Genomic DNA, 23649 nt, shown 5'->3' with positions numbered 1-23649 from the left:
GGAGTGGTTTTCTGTATGCAAAAGTTCTTGATTAAGCGCTCAAAATTCGGCTTCATCAAAAGAAACAAGCAATTTACTCAGCTAACGAGTATTAATCTTTTTTCTAAAATTGGTGATCGTTTATTCTACACAACAATGTTGACACTAGCAGCTGCGTTACCTCAAGCAAATATTGCTGTAATGATCATTTCAATTTCTGAAACAGTGCCAATTCTTATGGGTATCATTCTAGGTAATTTAGCTGATAAACAGCCTCGCAAATTTCGCGGGATGATTCAAAGTTCACTGACTAGGGCACTCTTGTACCTAAGCATTGGCTTACTTTTAAACTATCGCTCGACTTTATCACTTATAGTCATTATTGCCACGCTTAACTTTATTTCCGACTTATTTGGCAACTATAGTTCAGCCTTATCAGCGCCCTTCACCAAAATACTTGTTTCAGCTGATGATATGACTCAAGCTCAAGGCCTAGTTAGCATAACTTCACAATTAGTTAACGTTTTAGCTACTTTAGGCGGCTCGTTACTTTTAACTATTTTCCTTGCTAAAACCATTGCAGTAATCAATGCCGGTGTTTTTTTATTAGTTAGTGTTTTCTTTGGCTTACTAAGTACCCACTTTGCGACGACAGAAAACAAAATAATTGACCATACTTCCAAAAGACCCGTCTGGCGGCTCGTTGTCGAAAACTTACAAACATTGGTTACAAATAAGAAAGCTTTGAACGATCTTTGTCAGCTTGCTTTAATCAATGGTTTCTTTGGTGGAATAACACCCATTTTTGTCTTATTCTTGCAAAAGACAAAAGTAATTATTTTCTCAAGAGCCATTACGATTTCTTTATTATCTAGTCTGATCACACTAGGCTTGATTATCGGCAGTGCCCTTAGTTTAAAAGTCTGGCGTAATATTACCACTCACGTCCTTTGCTGTTATGCAAATTTACTCATTGTCGTCACAAGTTTAGGCTTCATCTTGAATCAGCTTTATATTATTCTATTAGGTTCAAGCTTAACCGCTTTGTTACTCGGTATTGTTTCCCCTCGATTTTCCACAATGATCATCAATCACTATCCCGCTGAACGTCTAGGGGGTATTGTGACAACCGTCAACTCACTATTAGTCTTAACCCCACCACTGACAAGTTTTATTTTTCCAGTACTAGCAAACTTCGGTCTGACGTTTTCATACTACTGTTTGGGCGTTTATGGGCTAATGTTACTATCGCTGAGCTATTTGATTTTACATAGACAAACGAACTCGACTACACTGAACTAGTTATGAACTATCAAACCTTTTTAATTTAAATAGGGATTGCCATATTTTGCAGTATAAGCATAAAATCCTAGCTGATGCAGTTCTACACTTTGTTTAATTGTCTCGGGTGAGAAATATAATTGGTCTAAAACCAGTTTTGTAAACGCCAAAGCTGCGGTTCCATTGGCAGTCACAAGATTATTATCACTAATTGCTTGAACTTCACGAAAGTCATTCGCATTCGTATAGTTAGAAAAGTCTTGCCATAGATATTGGGCATTCCCCGTATGCATATACCCAGTTAGCAAACCGTTTTGGGCTAAGAAATCTACTGCCTCGCAAATTGCTGCGACTGGTGTCTGTGACATTAATTGTTGTTTAATCAATTGTACCAATTCTGGACTTCTTACCTGCCACGAATTGCCACCAATCAAAACCAATAAACTTAAATTCTGTGGAACTTCTGGAATTAAATAATCTACTTTAGTTTTAAATCCACCAATTGATGTCACGGTACTTTTCAGAGAAGTCGTGGCAACTTGCCAATCACTCAGTTGATTCAAAGTACTAGCAAGATAGGCACCTTCCCAATCAGCATATTCGTCTAACATAATAAACAACGCATTTTTCAAAATAACTTTTTCCTCAATTAATCGTTTGTTTTTAATTATACACGCTTCACCAAGCCAAAATAAAAAGCAGCCACATATCAAAAGGCTGCTTTTTAAATATAGAAATTCGATTAATGATCATTACTGTTTCACGTGAAACAATTAAGCTTTTCCACGTAACAAACCGATCACACTTTGACCCAATGGCATATCTTCATCAGCTAAGATATCAACCCGACCGCCAAAGGCTAAAACGATTACGGCAATATCATTGAGCAAATTATGCTCAGTCGCTTGACTGCTAATCGTATCAACTTGCATGTCTAAATTGATGATTCCTGGTTCAAAAGTGTCATCACGAATCAATAACTGATAAATTCGGCCTTCAATTGCAGCCTGAATCACATTATCAGTTCCAGATACTTCACGACCACCAGAGCGCGCATCATCTAGGGCTTGTAAAACACGATCATTCGTCTGCTGATTAAATTGTGAGCCAATCTCCGCTTTGAGCTTCATCAATGAAGCCTGATCTAGCTTTGGTGGCACTTTGGTAATGTGAATATGTTTTTCCAACATCCCATTTTTTGAGATCGTCCGGAACACATGTTGGACTTCTTCGTTACCCAGCAAAACTAATGGTACATGTTCACGCAGGGTATAATTCTGACGTACATATTGATCTACGATTTTGTAGTAACGTGCCAAGTTATCGTCCACGGTCGCATCTAAGCCACCGCGGCCACGATTAGTTTCTTCCCATTGATCTTCAGTGGAGTGCTCTGGATGTATCTGAGCATTATCTCCAACTAACAGTGGGTCTTTAATAGCTTCTTTGAAATCTGCCGGTGCCGTTTCTGGCAACTCAACTGTCGTCAGCAGACCATCACGTACTTGATATAGACCAAAGCCTTCACGATCAATGTGTAACAAGTCATAGTCCAAGCTAAAGTGGGTATCCTTAATAATTGGTAAAATATATAAATTATCGGAAACAAAACTGGAATTGCCTGGTTCAAAAGTCAAAAAGTAACGAAAGACATGGTCTTTGCTGGCAATTACCGCCATCCCCTCGTACCCATTACGGCCTAATGTTCGTTCAGAACTAATCAAATCAAATTCTTCTTGATAAACAGCCCAGTCTTTTTTAGGATACTGCTCAGTAAATTTCTTTTCAGCCTCAGCTACTAAGTTCTTAAACTGAGATTTATCTTTTTGAATGTTCGTATCATTGGGGTGGATCGCCATAAAAATGGAAACGTATGGACTTTCCTCAGAGCGCGTTGCATCTTGAACCAAACGTTTCAGATCATCATTTAATGCCATAAACTTTACCTCCAATTATTTATTTCCTAATATAATTCTATCATTCTCAACCTACTTTCGAAATGAAAAGGCTTTAAGAATTGATCGTATCTAAAATCAAAGGTTCTGCTGTCACTGGTGCAGCCGTTATCTGAAAAGCATTTTGAATCTCTATTAATAAATCATCATCTATACCCTCACAATGAACGGTGGCTAATAAATCGCCTTTTTGTATAGCGGTACTTACTTTCTTGGCTAAAACAATACCGACTTGATGTTTGATTGGGGTTCCTTTTATTAAGCGACCGCCACCCATTTTAACTACAGCCATCCCCAGCTGATAACTGTCGATCGCCGCTAAATAGCCTGACTTAGCTGCAGTAATCGTCACTTGCTGCTGACTTACTGGGAAAAGTTCCGGCCGGTCTACATAACGCGTATCACCGCCTTGTACTGTTACCATTTGTCGGAAAGCAGCAAAGGCTGAGCCGTCATTTAAAGTTTGCCCTGCTCGCTGGTAGGCTTGCTTAAAAGTTTTCGCTTTGTTTCCTAGCACTAACATGTGCGCTGCTAAAGCCAGTGTCAACTGCCGAATATCTTTAGGCCCTTGTCCGTGTAAAACAGCTAATGCCTCTTTAACTTCCAGACTATTCCCGATTGCTAAACCTAACGGCGCATCCATATTTGTAATAACAGCTGTCATTTTGACGCCGGCATTTTGACCAATGCGTACCAATGTTCGAGCCAATTCTTGGGCAGCAGGCAACTGTTTCATAAAGGCACCTTGTCCACACTTCACGTCCATTACTAAGCCATTGATTCCAGCCGCAAGTTTCTTACTCATGATCGAACTTGCAATTAATGGGATAGATGCAACCGTCCCAGTCACGTCACGCAATGCATACAGCTTTTTGTCTGCGGGTGCTAAACTGCCAGTTGCACCGTTGATTACTATTTTTGATTTAAGTAGGGCCGCATGTAACTCTGTAGCAGTCAGATCCACCCGAAAACCAGGAATGCTTTCCAGCTTGTCCAATGTACCGCCAGTATGGCCCAAACCACGCCCCGCGATCATTGGATCAGTCAAGCCGCAAGCTGCCACTACTGGCGCCAAAATTAAACTGATCTTATCGCCCACACCCCCAGTCGAATGTTTATCAATCAAGGGACCCAATTCAGCAGGCCAATTTAAGCGCTCACCTGAATCACGCATAGCCATGGCTAAATGGCTCGCCTCGTTAAAGTTCATCCCATTCAAATAAATACTCATTAATAAGGCACTAGCCTGATAATCTGGAATCCGTCCACTAGTATAGCCCTCAATAAAGTCATTGATTTCATCTGCTGTAAGCTCGCCGTGATCTCGTTTCTTAGCGATAATTTCTAACATTGATACTGACATAAGTCGCACATCCTTCAGTTTTTATCGGAATGGTTGGTTTTGAACAATCGTTGTAACTTAAATGATATAGTTGAATTAATTGTAAGGTTATTTTATATTTTATGCTAACGGAGGCGAATACATGTCCTTATCTATCGAAACACTCAAACAACTGCCAAAAATAGAACTTCATTGTCACTTAGACGGTTCCCTATCTTTGCACACGATTCGAACGTTAGCCCAAATGGCTGGTATTACGGTCCCCGCCGATGATCAAGCGCTAGCCAAACTGACGCAAGTTGATGACCAAATCACGAGTCTCGCAGAATATTTAGAAAAATTCGATTTTGTTGCGCCGTTACTACAAACAGCACCGGCCTTGGAGCTAGCAGCCTACGATGTCATGCGCCAAGCAGCTGCGGAAAATGTCCGTTACATAGAAATTCGCTTTGCGCCTGCTTTTTCAATCGAAAAAGACTTGACCTTGAGTACCGCTATTCAAGCCGTCCTCACTGGGATCGCTAAAGCCGAGTCATCGCTGCCTATCAAGGGTCGATTATTAATTTGTGGGATGCGGCAACTAACAAATCAAGCAAATATTGATGCCTTTCAAGCCGCTTTGCCCTTTCAAAGCAGTCACCACTTAGCTGGGATCGACTTTGCCGGCAATGAAGCTGACTTTCCCCCAGATGTTTTAAAACCAGCAATTGAGTTTGCGAACCAACACGGTTTGGCAATGACCCTTCACGCCGGAGAATGTCATTGCGCCCATAATATTTATGAAGCCATCAAACTTGGTGCTAAACGCATTGGTCACGGGACAGCCCTTTACCAAGAGCCTGAACTGGCCACATTTATTAAAGCCAATCACACTTGTCTGGAATTATGTTTGACTAGCAATTTACAGACAAAGGCAATCAATGCCATTTCTGAATTCCCTTATGATTTGATTATCAAGAACAAGTTAAGCGCTTGCATAAATACTGACAACCGCACTGTTTCTAACACGACTCTGACTAAAGAATACAGTCGCTTCCAAGACCATTTTGGCACGGATAAGGCACAATTTCTAGCGTTTAATTTGGCTGGTATTGCCGCTGCTTTCTGTGATTCAAAAGAAAAAACAGCATTAACCATGGCTTTTAAACAAGCTTACGCGTAAAATTAAATTGACAACAACTTTATTTGTGAAAGAGGCTATCTAGATGACATCAATTTATGACTTTGAAGAAACACGCATCGATGGTAAACAGGAAAAGCTCGCAGATTATCGTGGTAAAACACTATTGATTGTTAACACAGCTAGTAAATGTGGTTTCACGCCTCAATTCGAAGGTCTAGAAAAATTATATCAAAATCATCAAGCTCAAAATTTTGAGATCTTGGGCTTTCCTTGTAATCAATTTTTGCACCAAGATCCCGGTTCAAATAATGAAATTTTAGAATTTTGTCAAATGAATTATGGCGTTTCTTTCCCAATGTTTGCTAAGATCAAAGTCCGTGGCAAAGAAAAAGACCCGCTTTATGATTATTTGATCAACAACTCAACTGGCAAGGCCATCAAATGGAATTTCACAAAATTCTTGATCGACCCTGAAGGTAACATCGTGCAGCGCTTTGAACCCAAAGAAACACCCGAAGCAATTGAACCGGTATTAACAAAGCTTTTAAATGAAACGGCCGCCAGATAGGCTACTCTATTTTCTGAAAACAATAACCTAATTTTTCTTCACAATCAGCCTTTAAATTCAACATAAAGACTGATTTTTATCTCATACTTTTCACGCTTTTAACCGAATTAAATAACATCTAAACTGTATTGTAGTAATCATAAGGAGCGATGCAATATGACATCAGACTTAAAAGGTATTATTACAACTCAGCTATTTGATATTAATTACCCAAATATATACGCACTAACTGAAACCGGACATGTTGTCCAAGTGAAACCCACCGCAAAACAAAAAAAGGATCCGCTCTTCTGGCGCATCCTTGAAAAAATCAAAAACGCCAAAATCTGGATCCCTGTATCTAAAACGAAACATCAATTACTTGAAGATGATTGGCTGTCAGTCGTTTAATTTTTTCGCTGCTGCCAACGGTCAATACTGTTAGCCGCAATACCAAGACTGACAACAGCATCTTTAGAAAGATTTTGTTTTAAGGTTGCCGGATCAACTAAGATTGCGGCTGCCCCCACAACTTCAAATCCATAAGTCAAAATATTTAAATCGGTTTTGACTTGATAGCCGTTTTTAAAGGCATCTTCGTGATTATAATTGAAGTTTAACTCACCTTCATCAGTCACACCATCCACATGATTAATGAGAATCCGGTCCTTCAATTCCGCTAGTATAGTGTCTCCAGTATCCAGCGTGAATTTGTGATCGGATTCTTTTTCGTCATACGCATCTTCTGTCATTGCTAAATAATCGGTCACCGGCTGATTTAATACAGCCAAGCTATCGATCACCGCAAAAACTTCCGTAACATCTAATTTTGTACTACGATCGGCAATCCCGTCTTTGTGAGCTTCTAGCCAGTCCGCTAATTGAGCGATATTTTCTTGTTGCATGATTGTCCTCCGCCTATTATTCAATATATTCATCATACCATTATTGCTTTTCTAGCAAAAGTTGAGCCTCATGTCATTTTAGAAAAGAATCTTTTAGACAAAATCATGGCTATCTTCTTTTGAAAAACTTATACTTAACTTAATGAAACATTTACCATTAATTGTTTGAAAGGACGTGAGAAAATGCTAACCACCAACTATAAAAATTTACCAATCTATGATTACCGTGGTAAACCACTAAAACTAACCTATGAAATCACTTATAAAATGACCTTAAAAGATGGCTACATTTTAGCTTTGCGCCCTGGACAACACATTACCAATGTCCCTAACCTCTTAAAATTACAACGACGCAGAGCGTGAGTGAAGCTGTTTAGCTTTGGAGCACTAACCGAATTATGCCGATGAAGCGCCAGCTTCAGCAAATAATTAAGGTTAGGTGAAGTCGTTACCCTTGGAACGCGTTTAGAGCGTGAGAATCATCGGTTAGTTTTCGAGCACCAATCTAACATGGCGTATTATTTTCAAGTCTTAACCGTCCTATTGACCACCTTTTGCGGCACCTACGACTAAGTGATTATCAACTAGACCCGCTGCCTGTATGAATGAATAAATGATCGTCGGCCCAACAAATTTGAAGCCGGCTTTTTTCATGTGCTTGGCGACCAGCACTGACAAATGATTGGTTGGTGTCACATCTGTCACCACGCGAGGCTTGGTGCGTACTGGTTCATGACCCACAAAATTCCAAAGATAGGCATCTAAGCTGCTCCCTTGTTTTTGTAAGCGTTGGATGACTTTCGCATTATCAATTGTCGCCATAATTTTACGCCGATTCTTGATCATTTTAGGCCAAGTCATTAATTCGGTTACATCAGCCACTATCATTTTTCCAACTTTTTTAACATCAAAGTGATGAAAGGCCGCATTTAAAATAGACCGTTTTTCTAAAATTAACTGCCAGCGTAACCCTGCTTGAAAGATCTCTAAGGTCAATAGTTCAAATAATTTCTGATCTCCATGCAGGGGCTGCCCCCACTCGTCTCGAGAATATGCCAAAATTTCTGGCGTGTCCAAGGGCCATGGAATCGTTCGCGGATCAAACTTTGAATTCATTTAAAATCCCTCCAAAAAAAATAAGATCCGATGCAGAAAAACACTCTGTGATCGAACCTTATTTTTTATAACCATTACCTATTTCTTTGGAGTTTTGTTATCAATGTCCGTCTTAACAATCAAAACGTCACATAACGCATGCTGGTTGACATATTCTGTTACAGAACCTACGAGGACTCGCTCAACAGCATTTAAGCCAGTCGCTCCGATCATAATTAAATCATTCTTATGATCTCTAGGGAAATCAACAGAAATAACCGTTTTAGGATTGCCGAAACGAACGTGGATCGATAAATCATCTTCGGATAAATCGTTCTTACTTCTGATCTCGTCAGCCAGATTACTCAAGTAGTCTTGAGCATCCTCAGAAATCTGGTAAATGGCATCTCCAGAAAGCATACCACCATAACCGCCAATAAATTGTTTGGTATCTAGTACATTTAAGATATCTACATGTGCTTTATTTAATTTAGCTACTTGGACAGCCTTTTGAAGGGCTAATTCCGCTTCTTTAGAGCCATCGACGGGAACCAAAATATTGTTGTATTCTTGCAACATCGTGATCATCTCGCTTTCTTCCTACAATATAAGAATAAGCTACTGCCCGTTGCAATTCAAGCAAAGACCCTATGAAGTTTACCGAAGTGTGAAAATTTTTAATACTTCCTTAGCAGTTGTTTGTAATCCTTTCGTCGCATTTTCGGTTGTTAAAGCACTTTGTAAAGGAAGCGGTCCTAATTGAATGGTCAAAATACCATCAAATTGTTTCTCTAATTCGCCTAAATCGGCTTGCCGCTGTCCCACAAGCGCAATGATCGGCTTTTGATATTTATGAGCTAATTCAGCCATCCCTGCTGGCACCTTGCCTAACTGTGTCTGTTGATCTAAGCGGCCTTCACCAGTAATAACCAGATCACTTTGTTGGATGGCCGCCCCAACGCCTGTTAATTCGGCTAATGTCATAAAGCCACTTTGCTTATAGATTGCCCCCAAAGCATATAGCCCCGTTCCAATACCACCAGCCGCGCCAGCACCTGGTAGTGCCGCGGCATCCTGACCGGAATCTTGTTTCAATTGGTTGGCAAATAAAATCGATTTTTGATTCAAAAAACGAACTTGTTGTTCATTTAAGCCCTTCTGTTTGCCAAACAATAAGGCGGCCCCCTGCTTGCCAGTCAACGGAGCCGAAACATCTGGTGCAATCTCTAGATCAATCTCACTAACAAGTTCTTGTGCCTTGGTAAGATCGATGTGCCCAAAATCAATTAACGGGTTGACACCATTTGGAATGATATGATCTTGATCGTCATAAATCACAGCGCCTAATGCTTGTAACATGCCTAACCCAGCATCCGTAGTCCCACTACCGCCTAGAGTGACAATAACCCGGCGATTGCCATTAACGATCGCATCCAAGATCAACTGGCCTAAGCCAAAACTGGTTGCCTCATAGCGTGCCTGATTATTCATATGCTCTGAAAAAGCTAAGGCAACGGCTTGAGCCGATTCAATAACCGCTGTCGCAATACCATCAATTTCAGTTTCCAGATATTGTGCTGTCCGATTACGATTAAAGTCGTCAACAATTGGTTTGACATGAACAGTTCCACCAATGTTCTCCTGAATCGTCGCTAAAGTACCTTCCCCGCCATCGGCCATCGTAAAGACTGAAGTCACGATTTCCGGGTTGAATGCATGTATCCCTTGAGCAACAGCTTCACCGGCGGCTTCTGAAGGCAAACAATTTTTAAAACTATCCATTGCAATGACGATATTCATAAGTACCTCTTAAATTTAAGATCCACCTTATAGTATTGAGCTTAGTCCCTTTACAAAAAGATGGAAATTATTTTTATATTTTATAAAAATCGGTTATTCTATAATATGGTAACATGTGCGTCAAACTCATATTATGCCAATTAAAATTTCTAATGAGAGGATTGATTTCATGTTAAACAACCAGCGCGTTTTGCCTTTAGAATCTGGCATTAATTTTCGCGAGCTTGGTGGCTATACGACCAAGGATGGCCGGCATGTAAAATACCATAAAATCTTACGTTCCGCAAAGCTAAATGAACTAGATAACAATGACCTCGCCTATCTACATGATTATGGCTTGATCACTGATGTTGATTTCCGTTCTAATGATGAAAAAGTAAAAGAACCTGACAAATTACCAACAGGAGCAACTTATAAACACATCCCTGTTTTTGCCGTTGATGAAACTGAAAATTCCAAAACACCGCAAGAATTAGAAGATGAGCTGCGCTATGAGCCGAATACCGGCTACAAGCGGATGATACGTGTCTACCAAAACATGGTGCGCCAAGCCGGATCACAAGCTGCTTATCGTCAATTCTTTGCAGAATTACTGGCTAACGACCAAGAAAATCATGCGCTGCTTTTCCATTGTACTGCTGGTAAAGATCGTACAGGTATGGGCGCCTTTTATTTATTAAGTGCCCTGGGTGTCGATCAAAAGACGATTGAACAGGACTATCTATTAACCAATCAAACCTATAAGAAGCAAATTGATGCCGTCTTAGCAGAACTTAGAGCGAACCACGCCACACCCGAAATGATCGAAAGTGTCCATAATTTAGTTTCCGTAAATATCGATTTTATTCATGCTGCTGAAACACAAATTGAACAAATCGCTGGAACACCTATAAATTATCTCAAAGAAGTTTTAGGTTTAAATGATTCAGACTTGCAAGATTTGCAGAAAATTTATTTAGATTAAAGCGAGTTCCAAAACGTGTCGCCAATTGAAACATGTTTAACCTAAAATATATGATTTAGGGGGGAAAGTCGATGAAATTATATCAGGCATTAACCCAAGTTACGATCAATGGCGCCCTAATTGACGCTTATACAGATTTCAAAGTACAAGCTCTATTAAAGCAACCATTAAATTACACACCAAAGCAACTATTTACTTACATCAATTCTGTTTTAGCACCAGGGTCTTTTCACATGGAAAATAATTTGAGGTTTGTAACGGATCCTTCTTTTATTAGCAGTAATTATGACTTTCAGTCTAATGCTTTAACAGCGGATATAACCACTTTTGAAGATAAGGTTGCCTTTAGTCAAAAAGTTGTTGCCGATTTAAATCGACATCTGAGCGTTAATATTGATTTTGCCTCAAAAACATGTCAACTTCAATTTACCGATTAACTTAACACATCTTTAAAACAAAATAGCGGATGGAAATAAAACTTTTGTTTTGTCTCTATCTGCTATTTTATTTACGATTTTTTAGTTTAAGCGTTATACATTTAAAGTTAGTCTTGAGCTACAAAAGCATCAAAAAATGCTAAAGTCGGTGCCAACGCTTGAGCCATATAGCCTTTAGCATGTTGCGAACCTAATACAAATTGCGTCCAAACAGGTACTTGGTATTTTAATAAAGCTGCTTGCATTTTCAAAACGCCACTCACAGGAATCAATTCATTCAAGGCATTGATCAAAAGCATGGGTGCTGTGCTTGAAGTCACGCGCCTAATTAGCGAAGCGTCTTTAATTTTTTGCGGGTCTTGAGTCGTATAGTTTAAAATAAACCATTTATAAAAGGCATCATTAGCCCCACCCTGATCGATTTTAGCACTTGCTTGATTAAAATCTTGCGTTGTATCCATTGCTGGCACAACCTCAGTATGTGCTTTTAACCAATCTTCAATATCAAAGACACCTGACCAAGATACGGCTGGTAGGTGCGTTCGTATCGCCATTTCAGCAGCTAAATTTCCGCCTGCTGATGACCCAAAAACACCAACTTTTTGATGATTAACCTCATAATCAGAAGCTTCCAGCCAGTTTAAGACACTTTCAATATCGTCTACGGCAGCAGGATATAAGTCTTTCGGTGCCAGACGGTAATTAGGCACAAGTACGAGATACCCTGCTGCAGCAAATTGACGAGCAATGTCTACGTCTTTAGATTTATCACCTCGAAACCAGCCACCGCCATGGATGTCAATAATAGCCCCCTTAGGATCGCTGGTTGGATCTTGATAAACATCTAATTTCAAGTTTAGGGCAGCAACGTAACTAATATCTTTTGAAACTTCAATTTTATCCATGTCTCATCGTCTCCCCATATTGATATCTGCATTCTAGCAGAAACGAACTAAATAGGTGCTAAAAATGCTCACTTCTTTTAAAATTACTTTGACACACACAGTAATATGTTTTACACTACTATTTGTGAAACAGTAATATGGACAGTAAAGCAGGTGGCAAAATGGCTAAAGATATTTCTAAAGAAATGATTCGCGGCGCTACTGATGGCATCGTACTCAATATTTTATCTCAGGGCGATTCTTATGGTTATCAGATGGTCCAGCAAGTTCAGCAGTTATCCCATGGGGCATACGATGTGAATGAAGCAACTTTGTATACTGTCTTTCGACGGCTGGTTAAAAATAACTTGATTGAAAGCTATTATGGAAGCGAGACTCAAGGCGGCCGGCGGAAGTATTATCGCATCACACCATCAGGCGTAGCGGAACTTGACCGCTTTCGTCAAGAATGGGATTTTGCTAAAAAAATCATTACGGAATTAGTGACGGGGGCGCTTAAAAATGATCAATGGAATAATTATTGATGATGCATTACAAACAATCTTCTCGGGTTATCCACGTACGCCAGAAGTTTTGGACTTTTACACCGAGGTCAAAGCTGATGTACGGGAACGAGCAGAAGATCTACTTACCAGTCAACAAATAAAAGATCCTAAGTTAGCTGTAACTCAAGCGGTCAAAGAATTGGGTGATTTGACCGAAGTACTCCAGATGATTGCTGGTCAATCACGGTCAACTTCAAATTCAGTTGCCGCTGATACCATGACAACTGATCAAACGGTTAGTGAAACTTTTACCACAACGGCGATTGATCGGATCACATTAACTGCTAAATTCGGCAATGCGCTTCTAGAAACGAGTCCCGATGCGGCGATTCACATCCAGCATTTTCAAACGCCAAAATTAAAATCCTATCAATTGCAAATAACACAAACTGGTAAAACATTGGCATTACAAGTACCAACACCAAATTGGTTAAAAATCATTACTTCTTTTCGCTACCCCCATTCTAAAGTTGTTATTCAACTTCCCAAAACATTCGCTGGTACGCTGCAATTAGACCTAAGTTCAGGCCTGTTATATCTTGACCAATTGCAAACACCAGACACGGCCATCAAAACTCAGGTCAAGTCAGGCCGGCTGCAAATCGATCAAACGCAATTAAGTGGACTTAACGCTCAGGCTGCTTCTGGTAGTGTGGCGATCACTCAGGCTGCTATCGGGGAACTTGTTCTCAATGCCAAATCTGGTAGTGTTCAATTAAAAGCGGTCAAAAGCCATTTCTACATTGGCGCTCATTCGGGGAGTATCCGAGGCAGTCAATTGACTGGTTCAGGTGATTTTGCCGCGCACTCTGGCTCAATCAGATTAGATTGGGCGGCGCTTATGGGTAACATCAACCTGTCGGCCCACTCTGGGTCAATTAAAATGCAGACGCCAATAACTGATGCCTTTAACTTTAATTTGCAAACTGCAGCCGGCACGGTTAAAGTTTCACGTCCTGCTCAATACCAAGTTGAAGCTCAAGGCGTTGCTATCGGCAGAACTAATCAGGCAACTGAAACGAGCCCGACCATAACGGCTAAGGCAAAATCTGGTTCTGTCCGTGTGAATTAAAATTTTTAAATAAAAAAACGTTTAGCTGCCTTAGATCCACCAAGGTTGGCTAAACGTTTTTGATTGCCGTATTATTGCACAACGCCTTTCTTCAAAATCAAGTTACCATATAGCGCTGTTTCACCAGTTTGAACAATTGCAAAACAATCATGTGAATACTGATAAAATGCTTGTCGTTCAATCAGCTTCAGTTTGTAATCTGGAAAGGCCGCCTTAATAGCGCTCTCATAATTATCCCAAATTGGCGGGCGCCCATTAGGTACTGCCTGATCACCTGGAACAACGGCCATCAAACAAGCTTGATAATCAGAATAAGTGTCTAACGGCAATAACTCTAGAATATCTTTTAATAGTTCAGGCATTAAGATACCATCTGTACGCAACACACGCTTATTATTGGTCGCAGCTGGATAGTTGGCATCTGCCAAAAGAATCTCATCGCCATGTCCCATTTCCATTAATGTTTTCACTAATTCAGGTGACAGACGCTTAGGTATCTTTTTTAACATTTAAGTTTGCCCCCTCTTTACGCGTTCTTTGTTTCCCAATAATGCTCAATTTCTTCCAAACTCTTACCTTTTGTTTCCAAGACATACTTATGAATGTACCAAACTGCAAATGCGGATAGCGCTGCAAAGAAATAAAATACATTGATACCAACTGCTTCAAGTAAAATTGGGAAGATCAATGAAAAGACGGCGTTAAGTAGATATTGCGTGAAAGTGATCACGCCCATGCCTAAAGCTCTAGCTTTTAAAGGTAAAATCTCAGGAACATATGACCAAAATACAGGTCCCAGCCCAAAGCCAAACATGAATACATACACGAAGATCGAAGCAACCGCAATCACAGCATTATTAGACCAAATACATAACGTGATTGCTGGAATGACTTGTCCGCCAAGGCTGATTTCTAATAGTTTTTTCCGACCTAGACGATCGATAAACGGAAGCGAGATAAAAGTCGAAATGACTAAAGCCGAGCCAACCCCAAAGTCAGCAATGATCGACGCATGTGCCAGTCCTAAATTGTGAAAGATCTCTGGTGCATAATAAACCGCCGCGTTGATACCCGTAAATACTTGAAAAATCGTCAAAATAATCAGCATCAATAAGACTGGTCGAAATCTTGTAAATAATTCATGCAGTCCGGCTTCTTGTGTACTTAAACTATGTTCAATATCAGAAACTTCACGGTCAATCTCTACTTGAGTACTTCTCACCCGGTTCAGCACTTTCCGTGCCTTTTCCGATTTACCATCGCGAATCAACCAACGGGGGCTTTGTGGACTTAAAAACATACCGATCGTAAAAATTGCTGCTGGAACCACGCCGATTCCCAAAGTCCAGCGCCACATACCCGGTGCTTGGTTAGCCGCCCCAATAGCATAAGCCACCAAAATACCAATATTGACACTCAACTGATAAAGAGATGACATCAGACCTCTGATTTTCGCTGGTGCTAATTCTGAAAGATAGATTAGCCCAAACATGTTGGCAATGCCAGCAGCGATGCCTAAGATGAATCTAGCAGCCATCATATAATACATGCCGGTGGCGACCGCACTTAAAATACTACCAACAATGAAGATAATACCACCGATGATCAACGTATTACGACGCTCTAATTTTTTCTCTAGTGCGGTAAATACAACTATTGATGGTAAGGCTCCAAATAGCAGGAAACTAACGACTAACCCCTTTTGTGCGGCATTCAGTCCAAATGAGCTGGTAACTCCGGGTAGTGCTAACGATATTGCACCAGAATCATAGCCATACAAAAGTCCGGCTAGACCGCCCAATATTGCGAACAGGTACACAATTGGTTTAACTTTATAATCATGGTTTGGTTCTACGGGCACATTCTGATTTGGCATTTCTGATTGATTCGCATTTATAGCCATCTCATTACCTCCTAACACTGTCTAGAAATCAACCTTATGTTGTAGTCGAACACTCTGAAACTTTTTGAATTTAGCATTTAAATCAGGCACATGTGTTGGTTCAATACGATCAACAGTGTATGAGTGTACCATCACATCCTTGGTATCAGCAGTCGATAGTAAATTTTGCACCTGCAATTGTGACACAATATTGCCCATAACGCTGGCTTCAACGGGACCAGTAATGACTTCTTTTTCAGTAAAATCAGCAGTTAACTGAACTAATAAACTGTTTTGAATGCCGCCCCCAAACATATGGATAACCGAAACATCTTTCCCCGTTACTCTAGCAAGATCCTCAATAATTCGTTTGTACGAAAATGCCAAACTTTCCAACACCAATAAAATCAATTGACCGCGGTTTTCTGGTAGCTTCTGTTGTGTCGCCTTTAAATATGCCATGATCTTTTCTTCCATTTGATTTGGGGCTGCAAAGATTTCATTATTTGGGTCGATATAGCTGCCAATAGTTGTCTCACTTAGGGCTTCATCAACCATTTGTCCAAATTCAACCAGTTCACCTTTATATGACCATTCACGTTGCAATTCTTGAATGATCCAGAGACCTGTCAAATTGGCTAACAAACGGTTACTGCCATCAAAACAACCCTCATTGGTTAACCCAGCATCGAACGCTGCCTTAGTTACGATTGGCTCAGCCGTTTGTTGCCCAATGATCGACCAAGTGCCACTGCTAATAAAAGCAATATCTTCGCGATCTTCAGGTGCAACTGGTAAAGCCAATAGTGCCGAAGCCGTATCGTGGCCAACACCGGTAATAACTTGGACTAGATCTGTTAAATTAATTTCTGTACTAACTTGTGGTAATAATTGGCCTAAAACTTTACCACCTTTATTTAAGTCAGCGAACCATTCTTGCTTAAATCCCAATCTTTCAAATACTTCTGAAGAAAGCTTTCGACTCACTGTGTCCAATAATCCACTGGTACTACTGATCGTAAATTCATTGATAGCTTTGCCGCTCAAAAAATAGCCGATGAGATTGGGCATAAATAAAATATGTTTGATTTCATTTGTCAGGAATGGATTCAGTTGTAGGTCCGCAAATAATTGTAGAACCGTATTGATTTTTGCTGGTTGATTACCTGTCAATTGAAATAGCTCAAACCTATTGATTTTGTCATATAGTAACGCTTCATAGTCATCGACTCGAGTATCACGATAACTATGTGGTGCAAACAATAATTGCCCGTGCCGATTGATCAGGCCGTAATCAACGCCCCACGTATCGATACTGATACTATCAATTGAAGGTAAATCACGTTTGGCCATGTTTAAGCCATATTTTATTTCTTGAAAAATTTTCATGTAGTCCCAATGTAAGTCATTGATGACCTGTACTGGCAAATTTGAAAACCGAAATTGCTCTTTCAAATCTATCTTGTTACCGTCATAGGTTCCAGAAATCAAACGGCCAGAACTGGCACCCAAGTCAACAGCAATCGCATTTGTTAGTTTCATGCTCTAACACCTTTTCTACCAAAACTATTTGTATAGTGGGCCAAAATTCTTACAAGCGTTAAAGTCAGCGGCCTCCAGATTTTCAGTCCCGATTGAAGCCCAAGCACGTGGCCGGAAAATCTTATCTTCTGGTACATTATGCATATTCACTGGGATTCGCAAGATTGATGCCAAAGTAATTAAATCAGCCCCAATATGTCCATAAGAAATCGCACCGTGATTAGCACCCCAATTGTTCATCACGTCATAGACGGATTTGAAAGCTCCGTGACCCGTTAAAATTGGCGTAAAGAATGTGGATGGCCAGCCTGGATCAGTTCGTTTATTGATGATATCAAACACATTATCAGGCAAATCGATTGCATAGCCTTCTGCGAGTTGCAGGACTGGCCCAACACCCTTTACCAAATTGATCCGTGTCATGGTAACTGGCATGCCCTTAGGTCCACCTTTGGTCAAATAATGACTTGAGAAACCACCACCACGAAAGTATTCAACATTTGCTGGAATCCAATCCGTTTGATCAAGATTAGCTTGTACTTCTGCATCCGTTAGCTCCCAGAAAGGCTTCATTGCTGGCTGCCCGTCAATTTTCTCCGCGCCGGTTGCATCCAGTGTTTGGGCGCCAGAATTACTTAGATGTAAAAAGCCATTTTCAGCTAACCCAGTTAATTTTGTGCCAGTAACCCGTTCTACCGCTTCAGGGCTCCAATAGGTCCGAACATCGGCAAAAATTTGAGGGGTATTTGTTAATAAGTAATTAAACAACATGGAAACACCATTTAGACTATCATTTTCAGTTGCAAATATGTGGGGGGCACGTTTGCCATTCCAATCGAATTGTGAATTCAACATAGCTTCCATAACATCGCCATTAGGGAAATGATCCGTCCATTGACGTTGACCTTGGAACCCGGCAGCAATTGCAAAGTGCCCTTCTGCTTCTTCTTTGAAGCCCACATCGGCTAACTTTTCGTTGCCTTCCATCAAATCACGGGCAATCATGATCATTTTGATGCAGTCTTCAAATTGTGCTGCTTTAGCTTCATCGTCAAATTTGATTGGTTTGCCATCGTTATAAACGTCGGGGCCGATTTTCATATTTTCTTTAGCCCAAGCTAAAGCTTTTTTGAATTCTCCTTTATCATAAATGCCTTCATCCCAGCGACGCACAATTTCACTCATGTCCACATATTCATTGCGCATGCCTAGAAAGTCTTGGAAGAAATCAGGGTCAACTGTTGAGCCCCCAATACCCATGGCCACACTACCGATAGACAGATAAGCTTTATTGCGCATCAAGCCAGTTGCCAAAGCCCCTTTCGCATAACGGATCAATTTTTCTTTAACATCAGCAGGAATAGACGTGTCGTCAGCATCTTGGACATCATGGCCATAAATGCCAAAAGCCGGAATACCTTTCTGTGTATGCGCTGCCAAAACTGCTGCTAAGTAAACAGCCCCTGGGCGCTCAGTCCCATTAAATCCCCAAATGGCATGCGGCAAATCCTTGGACATATCCATTGTTTCCGTGCCATAACACCAGCAAGGGGTAACTGTGATCGTCCCACAGATACCTTCACGATCGAATTTCTCTTTAGCCATCGCTGCTTCGTGAACGCCGCCAATCGTCGTATCAGCAATGACTGTTTCAACTGGTGACCCATCTGGATATTTCAATGTTTTGTGGATCAATTCAGCAACTGATTTAGCCATATTCATTGTTTGTGCTTCTAGTGATTCCCGTACACCCTTACGCCGACCATCGATTGTTGGACGAATACCAATTTTAGGAAATTTGACATCTAACATATTACATCCTCCTTAAAGGCTAAAATATTTTCCGAGTAATTAGTAAGTGAGTGGTTATAGCAACTTAATAATTACTTTACGGATATCATATTAAGCGTTTTCATTGAAAAATAAATGGCTTCGCGCTTTTTTGAACAAAGCTCACTTTTTTTATGAACAATCGTTCATTTTTGAAAATTAGTAGACCAATTCTACGTCGCTTTCTGCTAGTGACGTGATCAACGCTTGATCCGGCTTGGTATCAGTTACAAAGGCACTAATTGTTGAAAAATCATTTAATCTGAAATAATCAGTACGCCCAATTTTACTGGCATCACACAATAAAATTGTTTGTTTGGAAGATTCTTGCATGCGCCGTTTAACACTTGCCTGCTCTTCGTTAGACATATAAATGCTCTGATTATCGACGCTGCTGCAGGAGATAAAGCACAAATCGGCCCGAAAGTTATTCAAATATTCCACCGCAACATTTCCAAGAATCGACCCCGATCCTGGCTCCAAGCGGCCACTTGTAACCATCGTTTTAATGTTTGGCATATTATTAAGCTGAATTGCATCATAAATTCCATTTGTAATTACAATTAAGTGCTTATATTTCGCCAGAAAGGGAATCATTTGAGTCACTGTCGTGCTTGAATCCAAAAATAATGCCATATTATCGCCGACAAAATCCACGGCTAAATCAGCAATCTGCTTTTTTGCCTGCTCATTTTCCTGTTTTCGAAATAGATAGGGGAACTCAATATTCTTAGATTTCACTAACTCAACCTGACCATATTTACGAATGATTTTATGATCATTTTCTAAAGTTATGATGTCCCGACGCAAGGTTGACGTACTCGCATAAGTTATACTTTGCAGTTCTTTAACTGATATTTTTTTACGGCGACCCAATACTTCTAAAATCAAATTTAATCGATCATTTTTATACATACTTTTTTACCCCCAACCGATACGGTTTGATCACTTTATGAACTTTTATGAATAAATATGAACACCATTTGCCATCTGGACTGGACTTAACCCAAAAGTAACCGATAATGTTAACCCTTTCATTTTTAAGTTTTATACTGAAGCCATAAATTAAGTATATCTATAAAGTGAGGTTTTTCATATGGAAATGATGTTTTATGCAGAGCGCAAGGATTTAGCGCACACCGTACAAAAGACATTTGATCGACTAGACACCAATATTGCTGGCGGCAATATGTCCATTAAAGTATTAGGGCAAGATGGCCGAACTTATATCTTGATCACGCCAACTTTTATGTCGGAAACTTATTACGCCGAATTAGATCCAGCTCAAATTTTAGTCGTCGATGAAGAGACCCGGGAAAAAGTCGATGGTGTGGGTGATATCACTCGTGAAATCAATATGCACTTTGAAGCTTATGCAACGCACCCAGGGATTCGCTGTGTCTATCATTCACATGCCAAAGAATCCATGTTTTGGGCAACTTCTGGTTTAGACATGCCCAACGTTACCGAAGCCACGCGTGAATTAGGGCAAATTCGCGTATTACCTTATGCACCGGCAACTTCTAAAGCCTTGGCAGATATTGTTAGAGATAATCTAGAAAAAATCGGCGATAAGGCCATGGAGAACGTCTTCTTACTGAACAGCCACGGTATCTTAATCACGGCAACAAGTTTGCATATTGCTGCTCGCATCATGGAAACGCTTGAATGGAATGCGCGGATTGCTTATCAGCAAGCTATCTTTATTAAACTTGGTCTCCTAGATACTTTTAAATCTTGTGGTCAAGACGCTGATAAACCTTTACCACCCCAAGATATTTTCCCAATTCCTCTGCCAGAAGAACCCCTGAAGAGTCAAGCACAACCATTTCCTGAAAAGATCCAGCGTCCAGAGAAAGAAATGGTGCCAAATATAACTTTAGGTAAATAAAATTTATGCCAACAAAAAAAGAGTCACGCTAAACCATTGCGACTATGGTCTAGTGTGACTCTTTTGAGATGATCAACTATGCGACTTTGAGATGATTTACTTGTTCAGTAATTATATTTTTAGTTCAATGGTTCCCATTTCCAGTCATTAACTTCTGGTAAATCGGTACCTTCAGCACGAATGTAATCGTGATGTTTTTGTAAAATATCGTCCATTTGTGAGTTGAATTCAGCAGCTTTTGTGCCGAATACTTGAGTTGCGACCTCTTTAGACAAGTGGAAACGATCTAGTTCGTTCATCACACGGATATCAAATGGTGTTGTGATATCCCCATCTTCACGATAACCATGAACGTATAAGTTATGGTTATGGCGACGGAAGAAGATGCTTTGGATCAAATCTTCATAACCGTGGAAAGCAAAGATGACTGGCTTGTCAGTTGTGAAGTAGTTATCAAATTCTTCATCTGTTAAACCACGAGGGTCTTCAGAAGGATGACGTAACTTCAACAAATCAACAACGTTAATGAAACGAATCTTCAAATCAGGGAATTGTTTGTGCAAAATACTGATGGCAGCTAAACTTTCTAAGTTTGGTTCTGTACCAGCAGCAGCAATAACAACGTCAGGTTCTTCACCGTGTGTTGTGCTTGCCCAATCAATAACCTTCAAGCCATTATCTACTAACTGTTCAGCTTCTTGAACCGTGTAGAATTGTGGCCGTGGGTGCTTTGAAGTAACGGTTAAGTTTAAGGTTTGCTTCATGTTTAATGCTTTATGCATGACAGCGAGCAACGTATTAGCGTCAGCTGGCAAATATTCACGAATATACTTCGGTTTCTTTTCAGCTAAATGCGTTAATACACCTGGATCTTGATGGGTATACCCATTGTGATCTTGTTGGAAGGACGTTGATGCAGAAATGACGTTCAATGAAGGATACTTGTTACGCCATTGTAGTTCATCAGCTTTACGAATCCACTTGAAGTGCTGTGTCAACATAGAGTCAACGACACGTAAGAAGGCTTCATAACTTGCAAAAATACCATGACGGCCAGTCAAAGTATAACCTTCAAGCCAACCTTCATCTTGGTGTTCAGAAAGTTGTGAATCAATGACACGACCAGAAGCATCCATCCATTGATCGTTGCCAGGACGAATTTGTTCCATCCATTGACGTTCTGTAACTTCAAACACTTCTTGTAAACGGTTAGATACAGTTTCATCTGGGCCAAAGATACGGAAGTTGTCTGGATTATTCTTGATCACATCGCGATAGAATTTACCCAATTCCACCATATCTTGAGCAACATTTTTACCAGGCGTTGAGTTATCTAACGCATAATCACGCCAATCTGGTAAGTTTAATTGTTTTGGCTCGATTCCACCATTTGTGATTGGGTTGGCAGCCATCCGTTGGTCGCCATCTGGTGCGGTTGCCCGTAATTCAGGCACTAACTTACCGTTTTCGTCAAACAGTTCATCTGGGCCATATGATTTCAGCCATTTCTCTAAGGAATCGGCATGTTCCATATCATTTTGGTCTACTGGAATTGGAATCTGATGGGCACGGAATGAATCTTCAATCGGTTCGCCGTCCCAACTCTTAGGACCAGTCCAGCCTTTAGGTGTCCGTAAGACGATCATTGGCCAAACAGGCATTGTTGCATCGTCAGCAGACTTTTGACGTGCTTTAGTTTGGATTTCATGGATCTTCTCAATGGCTGCATCAACAGCTTTAGCCATTTCTGGGTGTAATTTCTTAGAATCGTCACCTTCAACAAAAATTGGTTCCCAGCCAAGGCCTTCATAATATTTACGTAAATCTTCGTCACTCTTGCGAGATAAAATTGTTGGGTTGGCAATCTTGAAACCGTTGATATCAACGATTGGCAAAACAGCACCGTCTGTTACTGGGTTGATAAATACATTTGAGAACCATGAACCAGCTAATGGACCAGTTTCTGATTCACCATCACCAATAACAGGTACAGCGATGACATCAGGGTTATCAAAGATCGCACCAACGGCATGTGATAAGGAGTAACCTAATTCCCCACCTTCATGGATAGAGCCAGGTGTCTCAGCCGCAGCGTGAGACGCAACCCCACCAGGGAAAGAGAATTGTTTGAACAAGCGTTGCATCCCTTGTTCGTCTTGAGTAATTCTTGGATAGATTTCGGAATAGCTACCGTCTAAGTACGAGTTGGAAACCATGACTTGGCCACCATGACCTGGACCTTCAATGTAAAACATGTTCAAATCATATTTTTTAATGGCACGGTTTAAGTGAGTATAAATAAAGTTCTGACCAGAAATAGTACCCCAGTGACCAATTGGATGCACTTTAACGTCTGTGTCTTTTAAAGGTCTTCTGAGAAGTGGGTTATCTTTCAAATATAGCTGACCAACTGAAATATAGTTAGCAGCGCGCCAGTACTTGTCCATCAAGTCAAAGTACTCTTGGGAAGAATAATCAACTTTTGATTTTGTATCTACCATCTAGGTATCCTCCTAACAAATCACTTACAAATTTCAAACATAGTGTATCGAAA

At 40.4% G+C, this 23649-nt stretch carries 24 protein-coding genes; 10 read left to right on the top strand and 14 right to left on the bottom strand.

Translation table 11 applies throughout. From position 1 onward, the window contains the following. Nucleotides 1–15: 15 nt before the first annotated feature. A complete protein-coding gene (locus ACNAN0_RS00570; RefSeq protein WP_416353560.1) occupies nucleotides 16–1281 on the top strand; it encodes an MFS transporter in 1266 nt (421 codons plus the stop codon). Between the two features lie 20 nt (nucleotides 1282–1301). On the opposite strand, the gene ACNAN0_RS00565 is transcribed toward ACNAN0_RS00570, so the two are convergent. The 3 genes from ACNAN0_RS00565 to ACNAN0_RS00555 all read right to left on the bottom strand — a co-directional run bounded on the left by ACNAN0_RS00565 (nucleotide 1302) and on the right by ACNAN0_RS00555 (nucleotide 4566). Further along, nucleotides 1302–1892, bottom strand: coding sequence for a DJ-1/PfpI family protein (locus ACNAN0_RS00565; protein WP_416353559.1), 591 nt, complete (start codon nucleotides 1890–1892; stop codon nucleotides 1302–1304). 141 nt (nucleotides 1893–2033) lie between these two features. After that, nucleotides 2034–3197, bottom strand: coding sequence for a hypothetical protein (locus tag ACNAN0_RS00560; RefSeq protein WP_230912811.1), 1164 nt, complete (start codon nucleotides 3195–3197; stop codon nucleotides 2034–2036). Between the two features lie 73 nt (nucleotides 3198–3270). Further along, a complete protein-coding gene (locus tag ACNAN0_RS00555; RefSeq protein WP_416354210.1) occupies nucleotides 3271–4566 on the bottom strand; it encodes a thymidine phosphorylase in 1296 nt (431 codons plus the stop codon). Between the two features lie 133 nt (nucleotides 4567–4699). Here ACNAN0_RS00555 and add point away from each other — a divergent pair, with 133 nt between their 5' ends. The 3 genes from add (at nucleotide 4700) to ACNAN0_RS00540 (ending at nucleotide 6638) form a co-directional block, all read left to right on the top strand. Then, complete coding sequence (add, locus tag ACNAN0_RS00550; RefSeq protein WP_416353558.1) at nucleotides 4700–5719, top strand: adenosine deaminase; 1020 nt, start codon at nucleotides 4700–4702, stop codon at nucleotides 5717–5719. 43 nt (nucleotides 5720–5762) lie between these two features. Next, entirely contained in the window at nucleotides 5763–6248 is a 486-nt protein-coding gene (locus tag ACNAN0_RS00545) for a glutathione peroxidase (RefSeq protein WP_416353557.1), read from the top strand. A 156-nt stretch (nucleotides 6249–6404) separates the two neighbouring features. Continuing rightward, on the top strand, nucleotides 6405–6638 hold the full coding sequence (locus ACNAN0_RS00540; RefSeq protein WP_230912807.1) for a hypothetical protein: 234 nt from the start codon (nucleotides 6405–6407) through the stop codon (nucleotides 6636–6638). Here the strand turns inward: ACNAN0_RS00540 and ACNAN0_RS00535 are convergent. Then, nucleotides 6635–7132, bottom strand: a complete 498-nt coding sequence (locus ACNAN0_RS00535) for a hypothetical protein (RefSeq protein WP_416353556.1) — start codon at nucleotides 7130–7132, stop codon at nucleotides 6635–6637. The genes ACNAN0_RS00540 and ACNAN0_RS00535 overlap by 4 nt on opposite strands. 183 nt (nucleotides 7133–7315) lie before the next feature. On the opposite strand from ACNAN0_RS00535, the gene ACNAN0_RS00530 reads away from it, so the two are divergent. Further along, nucleotides 7316–7495, top strand: coding sequence for a hypothetical protein (locus ACNAN0_RS00530; RefSeq protein WP_230912805.1), 180 nt, complete (start codon nucleotides 7316–7318; stop codon nucleotides 7493–7495). A 177-nt stretch (nucleotides 7496–7672) separates the two neighbouring features. Here the strand turns inward: ACNAN0_RS00530 and ACNAN0_RS00525 are convergent, their stop codons facing one another. From ACNAN0_RS00525 to ACNAN0_RS00515, 3 genes are all read right to left on the bottom strand, one after another. After that, nucleotides 7673–8248 (bottom strand): DNA-3-methyladenine glycosylase I, encoded by a 576-nt coding sequence (locus ACNAN0_RS00525; protein ID WP_416353555.1) that lies wholly within the window; start codon nucleotides 8246–8248, stop codon nucleotides 7673–7675. A gap of 78 nt (nucleotides 8249–8326) precedes the next feature. Next, nucleotides 8327–8806, bottom strand: a complete 480-nt coding sequence (locus ACNAN0_RS00520; protein WP_230912881.1) for a universal stress protein — start codon at nucleotides 8804–8806, stop codon at nucleotides 8327–8329. A 78-nt stretch (nucleotides 8807–8884) separates the two neighbouring features. Then, a complete protein-coding gene (locus ACNAN0_RS00515; RefSeq protein ID WP_416353554.1) occupies nucleotides 8885–10027 on the bottom strand; it encodes a glycerate kinase in 1143 nt (380 codons plus the stop codon). A gap of 169 nt (nucleotides 10028–10196) precedes the next feature. On the opposite strand from ACNAN0_RS00515, the gene ACNAN0_RS00510 reads away from it, so the two are divergent. Together ACNAN0_RS00510 and ACNAN0_RS00505 are read left to right on the top strand one after the other, a co-directional pair. Then, nucleotides 10197–10991 carry a tyrosine-protein phosphatase gene (locus ACNAN0_RS00510; RefSeq protein WP_230912802.1) on the top strand — a complete coding sequence of 265 codons (795 nt, stop codon included), beginning with the start codon at nucleotides 10197–10199 and terminating at the stop codon, nucleotides 10989–10991. 71 nt (nucleotides 10992–11062) lie between these two features. Next, nucleotides 11063–11428: a hypothetical protein gene (locus ACNAN0_RS00505; RefSeq protein ID WP_416353553.1), complete on the top strand. Its 366-nt coding sequence runs from the start codon at nucleotides 11063–11065 to the stop codon at nucleotides 11426–11428. Nucleotides 11429–11535: 107 nt separating this feature from the next. Here the strand turns inward: ACNAN0_RS00505 and ACNAN0_RS00500 are convergent, their stop codons facing one another. Further along, the gene (locus ACNAN0_RS00500) at nucleotides 11536–12333 is read right to left on the bottom strand and encodes an alpha/beta hydrolase (RefSeq protein ID WP_416353552.1); all 798 of its coding nucleotides are present in this window, start codon (nucleotides 12331–12333) and stop codon (nucleotides 11536–11538) included. A gap of 161 nt (nucleotides 12334–12494) precedes the next feature. Here ACNAN0_RS00500 and ACNAN0_RS00495 point away from each other — a divergent pair, with 161 nt between their 5' ends. Further along, nucleotides 12495–12857 (top strand): PadR family transcriptional regulator, encoded by a 363-nt coding sequence (locus ACNAN0_RS00495; protein ID WP_230912799.1) that lies wholly within the window; start codon nucleotides 12495–12497, stop codon nucleotides 12855–12857. Beyond that, nucleotides 12835–13950, top strand: a complete 1116-nt coding sequence (locus ACNAN0_RS00490; protein WP_416353551.1) for a DUF4097 family beta strand repeat-containing protein — start codon at nucleotides 12835–12837, stop codon at nucleotides 13948–13950. Before ACNAN0_RS00495 ends, ACNAN0_RS00490 begins: the two co-directional genes overlap by 23 nt. A 71-nt stretch (nucleotides 13951–14021) precedes the next feature. Here ACNAN0_RS00490 and ACNAN0_RS00485 read toward each other — a convergent pair whose 3' ends face one another. The 5 genes from ACNAN0_RS00485 to ACNAN0_RS00465 form a co-directional block, all read right to left on the bottom strand. Beyond that, nucleotides 14022–14459, bottom strand: a complete 438-nt coding sequence (locus ACNAN0_RS00485) for an RbsD/FucU family protein (RefSeq protein ID WP_230912797.1) — start codon at nucleotides 14457–14459, stop codon at nucleotides 14022–14024. A 17-nt stretch (nucleotides 14460–14476) separates the two neighbouring features. Continuing rightward, nucleotides 14477–15853, bottom strand: a complete 1377-nt coding sequence (locus ACNAN0_RS00480; RefSeq protein WP_230912796.1) for a sugar porter family MFS transporter — start codon at nucleotides 15851–15853, stop codon at nucleotides 14477–14479. Between the two features lie 21 nt (nucleotides 15854–15874). Continuing rightward, the gene (locus tag ACNAN0_RS00475) at nucleotides 15875–17374 is read right to left on the bottom strand and encodes a rhamnulokinase (protein WP_416353550.1); all 1500 of its coding nucleotides are present in this window, start codon (nucleotides 17372–17374) and stop codon (nucleotides 15875–15877) included. A gap of 24 nt (nucleotides 17375–17398) precedes the next feature. Then, nucleotides 17399–19186, bottom strand: a complete 1788-nt coding sequence (locus ACNAN0_RS00470) for an L-fucose isomerase (RefSeq protein ID WP_416353549.1) — start codon at nucleotides 19184–19186, stop codon at nucleotides 17399–17401. A 177-nt stretch (nucleotides 19187–19363) separates the two neighbouring features. Further along, nucleotides 19364–20119, bottom strand: a complete 756-nt coding sequence (locus tag ACNAN0_RS00465; RefSeq protein WP_416353548.1) for a DeoR/GlpR family DNA-binding transcription regulator — start codon at nucleotides 20117–20119, stop codon at nucleotides 19364–19366. 181 nt (nucleotides 20120–20300) lie between these two features. Here ACNAN0_RS00465 and ACNAN0_RS00460 point away from each other — a divergent pair, with 181 nt between their 5' ends. Further along, a complete protein-coding gene (locus tag ACNAN0_RS00460) occupies nucleotides 20301–21095 on the top strand; it encodes a class II aldolase/adducin family protein (RefSeq protein WP_416353547.1) in 795 nt (264 codons plus the stop codon). 119 nt (nucleotides 21096–21214) lie between these two features. Here ACNAN0_RS00460 and ACNAN0_RS00455 read toward each other — a convergent pair whose 3' ends face one another. Beyond that, a complete protein-coding gene (locus tag ACNAN0_RS00455) occupies nucleotides 21215–23596 on the bottom strand; it encodes a phosphoketolase (protein WP_416353546.1) in 2382 nt (793 codons plus the stop codon). Between the last annotated feature and the right edge of the window lie 53 nt (nucleotides 23597–23649).

The sequence above is a fragment of the Agrilactobacillus fermenti genome (assembly GCF_047943045.1).
Lineage (GTDB): Bacteria > Bacillota > Bacilli > Lactobacillales > Lactobacillaceae > Agrilactobacillus > Agrilactobacillus fermenti.
The sequence above is the reverse complement of the archived record's forward strand: the minus strand, read 5'-3'. Positions and strand labels throughout refer to the sequence as shown.